The 11,064-nt window shown below is 65.6% G+C and carries 12 protein-coding genes; 6 read left to right on the forward strand and 6 right to left on the reverse strand.

Features of this window, described 5'->3' with window-relative positions; all coding sequences use genetic code 11:
- Positions 1-116 precede the first annotated feature (116 nt).
- Genes A0J57_RS08910 through A0J57_RS08925 form a run of 4 tightly spaced genes read left to right on the forward strand, consistent with a single transcriptional unit; the run spans position 117 to position 3,049 of the window.
- A complete protein-coding gene (locus tag A0J57_RS08910) occupies positions 117-485 on the forward strand; it encodes a hypothetical protein (RefSeq protein WP_153017813.1) in 369 nt (122 codons plus the stop codon).
- Positions 466-1,167, forward strand: a complete 702-nt coding sequence (locus tag A0J57_RS08915; RefSeq protein WP_061935141.1) for a C39 family peptidase — start codon at positions 466-468, stop codon at positions 1,165-1,167. The genes A0J57_RS08910 and A0J57_RS08915 overlap by 20 nt, the downstream gene beginning before the upstream one ends.
- Positions 1,168-1,179: 12 nt before the next feature.
- A complete protein-coding gene (locus tag A0J57_RS08920) occupies positions 1,180-1,731 on the forward strand; it encodes a hypothetical protein (RefSeq protein ID WP_061935143.1) in 552 nt (183 codons plus the stop codon).
- 19 nt (positions 1,732-1,750) lie between these two features.
- Positions 1,751-3,049, forward strand: a complete 1,299-nt coding sequence (locus A0J57_RS08925) for a transporter (RefSeq protein ID WP_153017814.1) — start codon at positions 1,751-1,753, stop codon at positions 3,047-3,049.
- A 95-nt stretch (positions 3,050-3,144) separates the two neighbouring features.
- Here the strand turns inward: A0J57_RS08925 and A0J57_RS08930 are convergent, their stop codons facing one another.
- The 3 genes from A0J57_RS08930 to A0J57_RS08940 all read right to left on the reverse strand — a co-directional run bounded on the left by A0J57_RS08930 (position 3,145) and on the right by A0J57_RS08940 (position 5,386).
- Complete coding sequence (locus A0J57_RS08930) at positions 3,145-3,720, reverse strand: pseudouridine synthase (protein ID WP_061935148.1); 576 nt, start codon at positions 3,718-3,720, stop codon at positions 3,145-3,147.
- A gap of 6 nt (positions 3,721-3,726) precedes the next feature.
- Positions 3,727-4,872 (reverse strand): cupin domain-containing protein, encoded by a 1,146-nt coding sequence (locus A0J57_RS08935; RefSeq protein ID WP_061935150.1) that lies wholly within the window; start codon positions 4,870-4,872, stop codon positions 3,727-3,729.
- Between the two features lie 61 nt (positions 4,873-4,933).
- Positions 4,934-5,386 carry a hypothetical protein gene (locus A0J57_RS08940; protein WP_007686433.1) on the reverse strand — a complete coding sequence of 151 codons (453 nt, stop codon included), beginning with the start codon at positions 5,384-5,386 and terminating at the stop codon, positions 4,934-4,936.
- Positions 5,387-5,458: 72 nt separating this feature from the next.
- Here A0J57_RS08940 and A0J57_RS08945 point away from each other — a divergent pair, with 72 nt between their 5' ends.
- Together A0J57_RS08945 and A0J57_RS08950 are read left to right on the forward strand one after the other, a co-directional pair.
- Positions 5,459-6,139, forward strand: a complete 681-nt coding sequence (locus A0J57_RS08945; RefSeq protein WP_061935152.1) for a spermidine synthase — start codon at positions 5,459-5,461, stop codon at positions 6,137-6,139.
- Positions 6,140-6,424: 285 nt separating this feature from the next.
- A complete protein-coding gene (locus tag A0J57_RS08950) occupies positions 6,425-7,012 on the forward strand; it encodes an outer membrane protein (protein WP_061935154.1) in 588 nt (195 codons plus the stop codon).
- 60 nt (positions 7,013-7,072) lie between these two features.
- Here A0J57_RS08950 and A0J57_RS08955 read toward each other — a convergent pair whose 3' ends face one another.
- The 3 genes from A0J57_RS08955 to A0J57_RS08965 form a co-directional block, all read right to left on the reverse strand.
- Positions 7,073-7,591, reverse strand: a complete 519-nt coding sequence (locus A0J57_RS08955; RefSeq protein ID WP_044661061.1) for a GNAT family N-acetyltransferase — start codon at positions 7,589-7,591, stop codon at positions 7,073-7,075.
- Positions 7,592-7,757: 166 nt separating this feature from the next.
- A complete protein-coding gene (locus A0J57_RS08960) occupies positions 7,758-9,506 on the reverse strand; it encodes an MFS transporter (protein WP_061935156.1) in 1,749 nt (582 codons plus the stop codon).
- Between the two features lie 14 nt (positions 9,507-9,520).
- Positions 9,521-10,963 carry a DcaP family trimeric outer membrane transporter gene (locus tag A0J57_RS08965; RefSeq protein ID WP_061935237.1) on the reverse strand — a complete coding sequence of 481 codons (1,443 nt, stop codon included), beginning with the start codon at positions 10,961-10,963 and terminating at the stop codon, positions 9,521-9,523.
- Positions 10,964-11,064 lie beyond the last annotated feature (101 nt).

Below are 11,064 nucleotides of genomic sequence, written 5' to 3' on the forward strand. Positions count from 1 at the left end.
CGGAAGATGGAGGACGGGCCGGCTTTCCAAGGCGGCCCGCTTTCCGCCGGGGCGGGAGCGGGCGGCGAAACATGACCCCGCCGCCCGCTCCGCTCTCCTGATCGACGGAGGATGTCATGCCCAGCACTTTCCTTATGCCTCTGCTGTGGGCCGGCTTGGCCGCGGGGTCGGGGCCCGGCGCATTGGCGGAGCGGGCGGGCGCTGCGCCGGCTTCTGAACAGGGGCCGTTCGGCAAGGTCCCGGCGGTGGACAGCGCCGCGCTCCGGTCCGCCGCAGGCATGGCCAATCTGGATATGATCGCGACCGCCAACAACAGCGGCATCGTCGCCGGCAACAGCGTCAACGGCCAGTCCGTGACCGGTCAGATCGCGATCGACGGCCAATCCTTCCAGAATATGACCGGTCTTTCGATCCTGACCGCCAACACCGGCAACAATGTGTCGATCAACACGGCGATGAACGTCAATGTCTCGATCCAGCAATAGGATCGGGGCCGCCGCCCTGCTCGCATTGTCGGGCTGCGCCGTGCCACCGGGGGCGGGCAGCGGACTTGGTCTCGGGCGCAACGACTATGTGCTGCCGGTGCGCAGCATGGTGGAACGGCGTTTCCTGACGGTGGTCCGGCAACGCTATGACTTCAGTTGCGGATCGGCGGCACTCGCGACGCTGCTGCATTTCCACTATGGCGATGTTCAGACCGAACAGTCGATCTTCCTTGGCATGTGGCGGGACGGCGACCGGGAACAGATCCGCAAGCAGGGCTTCTCCCTGCTCGACATGAAGCGTTATCTGGCCGCGCGCGGCATCGGGTCCGACGGCTATCAGGTGACGCTGCAACAGATTGCGGCGACCCGCATTCCGGGCATCGCCCTCATCGACATGAACGGCTATCTGCATTTCGTCGTCGTGAAGGGTGTGGAGAACGGGCAGGTGATGGTGGGCGATCCGTCGCTCGGCATCCGCCTTATCTCGGCGCGCAGGTTCCAGGCGATGTGGAACCGGATACTGTTCGTCGTCAACGACCGGCCGGAAGCCGCAAAGGCAAGTTTCGGCAAGGACAGCGACTGGGCGCTGGTCGCCCGGTCCCGCGCAACCGCCTTGATGGAGCCGGTCAGCCTTCAGGCGCTGGCGCTTACGCGCCCCCAGGCCTTCCCGCCGGAACTGTAAGGACGCATAGAGATGGCCGAACCTCGTCTCCACCATCCCCGCTGGCTTTCCCGACCCTTCCTGACGGCGTCGGCCTTCACCCTGACGCTGGCGATCCATGGCCAGGCGCTGGCCAATCCCTTCGGCGCGACGCCGGTCAGCGACGAGTCGTTGAGCGACATGCGCGGCGGTTTCGACCTGCCCAACGGCATGAGATTGTCGCTGGGCGTGGAGATTGCGACCTTTGTCGACAGCAGCCTGGCGCTGCGCACCGTCCTCCATGTCACGGACCCGGGCCATTCGGGCGTGCAGGTGACGGTACCGGTGAGCTCGGCGGCTCTGGGCGCGGTTTCGGTGGCGCAGGCGGAAGGCGGTGCGGCGGTCATGCTGAAAGGCCCCGATCTGGAGATCCAGCATCTGGCCGGCAGCAACACCGGCGTGCTGATCGCCAACACGCTCGACAACCGGTCCATCGATACCATCGCGAACGTCAACATCGCGTTGGGCGATGCCGCCGTTCCGGTCGGCAACATGATGTTGCGCATAGAATCCGTCGTCCTGGATGCCGTGCGGGCGGGAATATAGCTTATTGAGGGAGGGGGGCATGCGAAGGAACGTCGCGAAGCTTTTGATGGCGTTGGTGTTGGCGTTGCCCGCGACGGCGACGCCTGCGCTGGCGCAGCAGGGCGGTGCGCCCGATCTTGCCGCCCTGCGCGATCAGCTCCAGGCGCAGCGGCTGGAACTTGCGCGGCAGGAGAGGCTGCTGAACGAGCAGCGGGCGCGGCTGGAGCGGCTGGAGGACCAGTTGCTTGGCCGCATGCGGGGGACGGGGCTGGGGCCCGGTGCGCAGGATGGCGCGCCACAGGCCACCGATGCAGGAGCCTCCGTCCAATCCGTCGAGCAGGTCGGCGCTCCGCCGGAGGACAGGACCGATCCGCCCGAAGTCGCCGTTCTGGCAGATCAGGGCAGCATCATGACCAAGGCAGGCCGGATCACCATCGAACCCAGCGTCGAATATGCCCGTACCGACCGAAACCGCTTCGTCTTTCGCGGCATAGAGGTGCCGCAGTCGGTTTTGGTCGGCGTGTTCGACATCAATGAAAGCCGGCAGGATGTTCTGACCGCGGCGATGACGGCGCGCCTTGGCCTCAGCAATCGGCTGGAGGTCGGCGCGCGGCTGCCCTTCGTCTATCGCGACGACACGGCCGTGCTGGTTCCGCTGGTGCAGAATCCGCCGCAGTCGGGCGTTGGCACCGTCGATAGCTCGACCGACGGATCGGGCCTTGGCGACATCGAATTGTTCGCCCGCTATCAGTTGACCGACGGATCGGGCGGCTGGCCCTTCCTGATCGCGGGGGTGCAGGGCATCATCCCCACCGGGAGAGACCCGTTCGAAGTTTCCCGCAACGCACTGGGCAACGCGACGCAATCGGCCACCGGCGCCGGTTTCTGGGCAGTGGCGCCGAACCTGACCCTGCTGCTGCCGAGCGACCCCGCCACACTCTTCGCCTCCATCGGCTACACCTTCAACTTCGGGAAGAATATAGGCCGGCGGATCAGCGATGCCCTGATCGAGCGGGTGAAGCCAGGGGGCGCGCCCAATGCCACGCTGGGCGTCGGCATTGCCCTCAATCCACAGCTTTCCCTGAGTTTCGCCTATGCCCATACATGGCAGTTCGCGACGAAAAGCCGCATTCGCCCGATCTCCATCTCCAACGGGGTCGAAACGATCGGGGAGCCGATCAGCAGCAAGACGCGCGACCTGCAGATCGGACGCTTCCTCTTCGGCGTCGGCTATCGGGTCAATGCACGAACGACGATCAACTGGACGGTCGAAATGGGCGCAACCGACGATGCCAGCGATATTCGCACGACGTTGCGCATACCCTTTAGCTTGAACTAGACCGGATTTCGCTCCGATCGCATCGGCAGAGGATTGCTCCTGCTTGGAATATGCGCTGGCGCGGCGATCCGGTTATATCGGATGGGCGGGACACTCTATTGCGCGCCTGGTCGGACCTTGCCCTGTTCGGCCGCCGCCTCGCGCCATTGTCCCTGCGCGATGCCGTTGAGCGTCCAGTCCCCGATCCGCCACCGCACCAGCCGCAAAGTCGGGTGCCCCACGGCAGCCGTCATGCGCCTGACCTGTCGATTGCGTCCTTCGCGGATCGTCAGGCTCAGCCAGCAATCCGGCACGCTCTTGCGAAACCGGACCGGGGGATCGCGGGGCCAGAGGGGGGGCGCGTCGATGCGTTCGACCTGAGCCGGCAGGGTCAGGCCGTCCTTCAGGCGCACGCCACGCCGCAGCGCCGCCAGCGCCGCCCCGTCCGGGTCGCCCTCCACCTGCACCAGATAGGTCTTGGGCACCTTGAAACGCGGGTCGGCTATCCGCGCCTGCAGGCGGCCGTCGTCGGTCAGCAGCAACAATCCCTCGCTGTCGAGGTCGAGCCGGCCCGCCGGATAGAAGCCGGGGCGGTCGATATAGGCGGCCAGCGTCGGACGGGGCGGGCCCGTCCGTTCGTCGCTGAACTGGCAGAGCACGCCATAAGGCTTGTTGAACAGGATCAGCGCCATGACGGATCAGTCCGCATCGAACGCCAGGCTGCCCTGGTCGATCAACGCCGCAAGCAGCGTGACCACGGCGGCGGAGGCCGCGAGTTCCGCATCCACGACCATGGCCGGTTCCATGCACAGCCCCTCGGCCAGTCGCGCCGTGTCGCCGTCGCAATCGAAGCCATGGCCGTCCACGAACAGCAGCAGTTCCGGCTCACCCTGGCGGATGAAGGAAAAGCGGCTGGCGGGATTGCGGCTGAGCGGCACGCCCTGAGCCAGAAGGGCGCGCACGGTCGCTTCGTCCGCCGGCTCATCCGGCCGCCAGTCCATGTCCGCCGACTTGGGCAGGCTGTTGTAAAGGCCGAACCAGCGGGCGAAGGCGCGGCGGTCGGACAGCGCCTCCAGCACCATGGCATGCATCCGGTCGAGGGCCGACGCCGCGATCTCACCGGCATTGGGCTGGATGATGAGGTCGGGATCGGCATAGCGATCCTCGTCCACCATGTCGTCGGCCTGATGCCGGCACCAGTTTTCGATCAGTTCGGCGCGGGACGGCGCGCGGAAGCCGATGGAATAGGTCATGCAGTCCCCGCTCACCGCCACGCCGTCATGCGCGAAGCAGGGCGGGACATAGAGAATGTCTCCGGGTTCGAGGACATAGTCCCCCGTCGCCTCGAAATCGGGAATCAGGCGCAGGTCGTCATGCGGCAGAAGCGGCGTTGCGGAATCGCATCGCGGGCCGACGCGCCAGCGCCTCCTGCCCAGGCCCTGCACCAGGAACACGTCATATTGGTCGAAATGCGGCCCGACGCCGCCCCCGTCGGTAGCATAGCTGACCATCACATCGTCGATGCGCCAGTCGGGTATGAAGCGGAAGGGTTGGATCAACGCGGCGACATCGGGCACATGATGGTCGACCGCCTGCACCAGAAGAGTCCAGGCGTCGCCGAGTTCGGTGAAACGATCCTCCGGCAGCGGGCCGCTTTCCATGGCGAGCCGATCCGCCTGCCGGGTGATGAGGCGCGATTCGACGCCCTCCTCGCAGGCGAGGCCGGCCAGCTCGTCCGGCTCCAGCGGATTGCGCCACGCGCTCCACGGGTTGCGGATCAGCAGCGGGCGCTTCTGCCAATGGTCACGCAGGAACAGGTCGGTGTCGAAACGGGCGAGGTGCATGCCCCGCCCATGCGCCGTCCTGCACCCGCTGTCAAAGAAAGGAACCGCGCCAGCGCGCCGTTCAGACGGCCCAGTTCAGGTAGAAGTCCTTGAGCGCGTGCGCATCATGGAGGGCGTTGTGCGGCATCCGGCTGTTGGACGCGGCGCTGAACCCCGCGCCGTTGATGAGTTCGAGGCGCAGCCCGTCCAGCCTGATCATCTCGGCCGGGCCGGTCACGAGCAGGGCGCAGAAATGGGCGAGGTCATCGGGCCAGTCGGCGATGATCAGCGGATCGCGGTCATGCGCCAGATAGGCTTCCAGATGCTGGGCGGCCTCCACCCGGTTCAACTGATGGTCGACGCCCGGCGGCACGAAGCGCAGATAGGGAATCACATTCTTCTCCACCCAGGGATGGATTTCGGCCGGCAGGGGAAGCGAGACGTAGAAATCCTGGTCTCCAATTTCGGGGACGAGCGCCAGGCTGATGAGGTCGCCGCCGAAGCCGTTGAATTCTGTATCGAGGAAATATCGCATCTCGCTCCTTTGACGCCGCGCCGCATTGCCGTAAAGCCCCCGCTGGCGGCGGACCCGCCGGGAGTAGTTGGTATGCAGGCACGCGAATTCATCGGAACGGCGCAGGTTCCCGGCGGGGAGGAACTGACCCTCTATCGGCGAGGCGGGGATTTCATGATCGTGCTCGACCGCAACGAACTGATGAGCAGCCGGATGAGCGGGTCGGAGGAGGCGCTTGCCAATCTGAGCTGCGAACGGCTGCGCGGCCGGGCGCGCCCGCATCTGCTGATCGGCGGCTATGGCATGGGCTTCACGCTGCGGGCGGCGCTGGCGGCGCTCGACGGCACCGCAACCGTCACCGTGGCGGAACTGGTGCCGGAGATCATCCAGTGGGCGCGCGGGCCGATGGCGGAACTGGCCGCGGGTTGCCTGGACGATCCGCGCGTGCGGCTGGTCCAGGCTGATGTGGCCGATCTGATCGGCGCGGCGCGGGGGCTGTACGACGCCATCCTGCTCGACGTCGACAATGGGCCGGACGGCCTTGTGCGCCAGGCGAACGACCGTCTCTATTCGGCGCAGGGGATCGCGGCTGCGATCGCCGCGCTCAGGCCCGGCGGCATATTGGCGATCTGGTCCGCCGCTCCCGATGCGAGCTTCACCCGCCGCCTTTCCCGCGCTGGCCTGACGGTCGAAGAGGTTGCCGTGCGCGCCCGCAGCAACGGCAAGGGGCCACGGCACGTCATCTGGTTCGCCACGAAAAGAGCGTCCCGATAGCGCGCACGTCCGGGGCGACCCACGAACAGGGTCAGCGCGGCATGGGAATCCGCCTGCACGAACAACAGCAATAATGGTTCCGTCCTTTCATAAAAAAATCCCGGCCTCACGATCCGATGAGAAGGATCGTCCGTCATACGGGCTTATCGGCGACGTTGCTGGTGCAATTGTGCAACAAGGACAAGCTGTTGCGACCAATGAAGACCGACCGGCGGTTTACGCGGGACTATTCGAAATCTAAGTGCGGCACCCTCAGGATTTCGAAGCTTCTCGAAGGATATTGACTTGAAGAAGATCATCGCCATCGCCGCCGTCGCGGCTTCTTTCGCCTCTCCCGCCTTCGCGCAGGACGCGGTGCGCTCCAACTTCTCCGGCCCCTATGTCGGCGCCGTCGTGGGTGCCGACCATGCCGATCTCGGCGCGGACGCGCATGACACCGGGCTGCTCTATGGCGGCGTCATCGGCTATGACGTCAACCTGCGGGGCGCGGTGTTCGGCATTGAAGGCGAATATGCCGATTCCGACACCAAGGATTCGAGCACCGACGTCTTCGTCGCCGGCGATCGCGTCAGCGCGCGCACCGGCCGCGATCTCTATGCCGGCATTCGCATCGGCGGCCAGGTTGCCGAAAATGTGATGCTCTATGCCAAGGGCGGCTACACCAACGCCCGCGCCAAGGGTTCCTATCAGAACGGCGCCACGATCCAGACCGCCTCGGGCAACCTTCAGGGCTATCGTCTGGGCGCTGGCGTCGAAACCAATGTGATGGGTTTCCTTGCCCGCCTCGAATATCGCTATTCGAGCTATGAGCGCGTCTTCGACGTGAAGCCCGAGCGCCACCAGGCTGCGCTGGTCGTCGGCTATCGCTTCTGACTTGGACGCGGGAGCGGCGCCCCATCGGGACGCCGCTCCCGCGGCATCTGGTTTGCCCGTTCAGCGAAATGATCTGGCGAGGATGACCAGCGTCGGATCGCCTTCCACCGGTTCGACCGCAAAGCCCTTTTCCCGCTCCAATTCTATGGTGCCGTGATTGTCGCGGCTCTCGATCGAGATCACCCGCCGCACGCCGCGCTTCTGCGCCTCGCCGGCCAGATGGTCGAGCACCGCCCAGCCGACGCCCCGGCCCTTATAATCCCCGCGCACCGATACGGCGACTTCGGCCGTGTCCATCGCATTGTCGCAGGCCAGGATGCCGGAGGCGACGAGTTCGCCCGTGGCGCCATCGAACGCCAGGATGCTTTCGCTGCGGAAATGATCGGCATGGATCAGCGGATCGAGCTGCTCATGACCGACATGGGGCACGGCGGAAAAGAAGCGGAAGCGTCGGTCCTCGTCGCTGACCTTGTCGAAAAAGGCCGCGAGCAGCGTCTCGTCGCTTTCCTCCGCAGGCCGGACATGGAGCTGGAGGCCCGACCGGGTCGGCAGGCTGAGGATGGTCTTGGCGTCGGTCATGAAACTGTCTCCCTTGTCAACGGCGCCAGAGTAGCTGTCGGACCGGCGGTGCACCTTGATCCTCGACAATCTGGAAGGATCAGGGTGCGCCGGCAGGGAACCTCCAGGCCTTTGCTTTACCGCGTTTTCCATGCCAGCAGATGATCCCGTCTGCTGGGAAAACGCCTCATGCGTCGATATTGCGCCGGAAGGTTTCGGGCAGGAAGATCATTCCCAGGACGACGGTCGCCGCCGCCACCACGACCGGGTACCAGAGACCGTAATAGATGTCCCCGGTCGCCGCGACCATCGCGAAGCCGATCGCCGGAAGCAGCCCGCCCAGCCAGCCATTGCCGATGTGATAGGGCAGCGACATGGAGGAGTAGCGGATGCGGCTGGGGAACAGTTCGACCAGCATGGCGGCGATCGGACCATAGACCATCGTCACCAGCAGCACGAGGTAGAAGAGCAGGGCGACGACGAGCGGCTTGTTGATCTCGGCCGGGTTGGCCTTGCCGGGATAGCCGACCCTGGCGAGTTCACCCTCGACGGCAGGGCGCGCCGCCACGGCAGGCTTGTCGCCCTCCGCCGCCCTGGCCGGGCTGGCGGGCGCGCCGATCAGTTGGGCGGTGAAGGCCGCGATGGCCGCCTTCTTCGCGTCGCCCGAAAGCCGGGACGGGTCGGGCGCCGTGAAGCGCCTGCCGCCGACCGCGACCGTTGCGACTGTGCCGGGCGCGGCGACGACATTGGTGTAGTTGACGCCCGCCTTGGCCAGTGCGTTCTTGACGATGTCGCAGCTTGTCGTGTCGAACTTGTTCGCGCCGACCGGATCGAACTGCGAAGAACATTCCGCCGGGTCGGCCGTGACCGTGACCGGGGCGGCTGCCTGTGCCCGGGCCAGCGCCGGATTGGCGGCGTCGGTGAGCAGGTGGAAGACCGGGAACAGCGTCAGCGCGGCCAGGGCGCAGCCCGAAAGGATGATGGGCTTGCGGCCGATGCGGTCGGACAGCCAGCCGAAGAACAGGAAGAAGGGCGCTGCCATGAGGAGCGCGATGATGATGAGCGTGTTGGCGGTCAGGCCGTCGATCTTCAGCATCTTCTCCAGGAAGAACAGCGCGTAGAGCTGGCCGCAATACCAGACCACCGCCTGGCCCGCGATCGCGCCGAAAAAGGCGATGAACACGATCCTGAGGTTCTTCCACTCACCGAACGCTTCCTTGATCGGGGACTTGGAGCCTGTGCCTTCCGCCTTCATTTTCTGGAAGACGGGCGATTCATGCAGCTTCAGGCGCAGCCAAAGGCCAAGGACGAGGAACAGGCCGGAGACCAGATAGGGAATGCGCCAGCCCCATTCCTTGAACGCTTCCTCGCCCACGCCCGTGATGGGCGATCGGACGGTGATCACGATCAGCAGCGCCATGGCGAGCCCGGCGGTCGCGGTGATCTGAATCCAGCTCGTGTAGAAGCCCCGCCGGTTGTCGGGCGCATGCTCCGCGACATAGGTCGCCGCGCCGCCATATTCGCCGCCCAGCGCCAGCCCCTGGAACATGCGCAGCACCACCAGCATGATCGGCGCGGCGACGCCGACCGACTTGTAGGTGGGAAGGCACCCGACCAGGAAGGTGGAGAGGCCCATGACCAACAGCGTGATGATGAAGGTGTAGCGCCGCCCGAACAGGTCGCCGATGCGGCCGAAGACGAGGGCGCCGAAGGGACGGACGATGAACCCCGACGCGAAGATCAGCAGCGCCATGATGAAGGAGGTGGTCGGGTTGAGGCCCGTCAGGAACTGCGCCGCGATGATCGCGGTCAGCAGCCCGTAGAGGTAGAAATCATACCATTCGAACACGGTGCCGAGCGAGCTGGCGGTGATGATCAGCTTTTCGCTTCGCGTCGCCTCATGATGTTTTGGCAGTCCGTCATATGTCGAAGCCATAACCGTCCCTCCTGTCAGAAATTATATTTCGCCGCGACGTCGAACCGGTCGACATGGCCGTTGAGATCGTTGACGAGCCGGCGCTCGCCATGCCGGTACTCGATGCCGAGATCGACGTTCTTCACCGGGGAATAAAAGAGGTTGCCGGCGACGCTCCACGCCTGGCGATTGAACATCGCTATGCCCGCAGTCGTCGCCGGATCGAGATCGTCGGCGTAGAAGATGCGCTGATAGCTGGCGATCAGGTTGACGCGCCATTGGTCGTCCAGCGCATAGCGGCCCGCGCCGAACAATGCGAGGTTGCGGACGCGGGCGAGTTCCCCATTGGCCTTGAGGACCGCGTCCGGGCCGAAGTTCAGGCCGAGATAGCGGCCGATCCCTTCGCCATAGCTTGCCTGGAACCGGATGTCGCTGCCATGCCTGTCGTCCAGGAAGATCTTGCCGGCGGCGCTGATGCCCCATCCCAGGCGGGAATCGACGATATGGGCGGCGCCCGTTTTCGCATTGTCGACGCGCAACTGGCGGCCCAGCACCGCAAGGTCGAGGAAACCGAACCCGCCCGCATATTCCAGCCGCCCGGTGATGTCGGGCGCATGGTCCTCGCCATTTTCGACGAGAGCGGGTGCGCCGACAGTGGCGGAAGCCGTTTCCGGATTTTCCGCCGCCAGATGGAAGGCGAGGCCGTGGCCCAGCGGAAGGCTGTAGCGCACCATCGGCTGGCGCACGAAGATCAGGCCGTCGACGCCCCCGACATAATCGGTGCTTTCCGGGAAGATCGCGGGGTTGGAGAAATTGGTGAAATCCTGCCCGAAGGTCCAGCGATCGAGCTGGATGAAGGCGCGCCGCATGGCGAGGTCATAGGCGTTGGTCGTGCGCTGCGTGCCCTGGCCCAGCGCCTGGGGCGTGCCGGGCGCGGCCTGGAAGTCGAATTCGATATAGGCCTTCAGCGCATGCTTGCCGAGCTTGGTCGTGGCATCCACCCAGAAGCGCGTCTGCTTGGCCGAGAAATCGGTGACATGGGTGGAGGAAGTCGGGGAGGCGGGATTGAAGACGGGAATGGACTGCGGCAGATAGAGGTCGCGCCCCAGCGTGTTGCTCGGATCGTCGCCGCCGCTGTAGCGGGCGCTGCTCGCGAGCAGCTTCACATAGCCGGACAGGACGACATTGCTATTGCCAGAGCGGAAGCCAAGCCTGGGCGTGCCGTCCGCCAGTCGGCTCATCTGCGCCGAAGCCTCCTCGCCCTTGCGGGCGGCGTCGGCGGCGGCGGCGCGGGTTTCGTCCTGCTGGCTGCGCGCGGCGGCGAGTTCCGTCCGGAGCTGGGTGATCTCGCTCTCCATCCGTTCCAGACGCGCGGCGAGATCCGCCTCCTTCATGGTCTGCGCGCCGGCCAGCTGGGGCGCGGCGAGCGCGCTCGCCCCCAGCAGCACGCGCAATAATGGCCTGTTCGGCTTTGGCATCGACCTCTCCACGATCCGGCTTGTGTTCCGGCTATGGTCAGGATCGCGCATGCCGCCGTGGCGCGACAGCCGAACCATGGTCGGACATGTTCGACCTTCGT

Origin of the sequence: Sphingobium sp. 22B (genome assembly GCF_001580035.1) — a bacterium.
Classification (GTDB): Bacteria; Pseudomonadota; Alphaproteobacteria; order Sphingomonadales; family Sphingomonadaceae; genus Sphingobium; species Sphingobium fuliginis.

Excerpts from the sequence above, each read along its gene's own strand:
- A0J57_RS08915 (WP_061935141.1), top strand. The coding sequence starts at position 466 with ATGTCTCGATCCAGCAATAGGATCGGGGCCGCCGCCCTGCTCGCATTG.
- A0J57_RS08930 (WP_061935148.1), bottom strand. The coding sequence starts at position 3,720 with ATGGCGCTGATCCTGTTCAACAAGCCTTATGGCGTGCTCTGCCAGTTC.
- A0J57_RS08960 (WP_061935156.1), bottom strand. The coding sequence starts at position 9,506 with ATGGCTTCGACATATGACGGACTGCCAAAACATCATGAGGCGACGCGA.
- A0J57_RS08925 (WP_153017814.1), top strand. The coding sequence starts at position 1,751 with ATGCGAAGGAACGTCGCGAAGCTTTTGATGGCGTTGGTGTTGGCGTTG.
- A0J57_RS08920 (WP_061935143.1), top strand. The coding sequence starts at position 1,180 with ATGGCCGAACCTCGTCTCCACCATCCCCGCTGGCTTTCCCGACCCTTC.
- A0J57_RS08940 (WP_007686433.1), bottom strand. The coding sequence starts at position 5,386 with ATGCGATATTTCCTCGATACAGAATTCAACGGCTTCGGCGGCGACCTC.
- A0J57_RS08935 (WP_061935150.1), bottom strand. The coding sequence starts at position 4,872 with ATGCACCTCGCCCGTTTCGACACCGACCTGTTCCTGCGTGACCATTGG.
- A0J57_RS08965 (WP_061935237.1), bottom strand. The coding sequence starts at position 10,963 with ATGCCAAAGCCGAACAGGCCATTATTGCGCGTGCTGCTGGGGGCGAGC.
- A0J57_RS08945 (WP_061935152.1), top strand. The coding sequence starts at position 5,459 with ATGCAGGCACGCGAATTCATCGGAACGGCGCAGGTTCCCGGCGGGGAG.
- A0J57_RS08955 (WP_044661061.1), bottom strand. The coding sequence starts at position 7,591 with ATGACCGACGCCAAGACCATCCTCAGCCTGCCGACCCGGTCGGGCCTC.
- A0J57_RS08910 (WP_153017813.1), top strand. The coding sequence starts at position 117 with ATGCCCAGCACTTTCCTTATGCCTCTGCTGTGGGCCGGCTTGGCCGCG.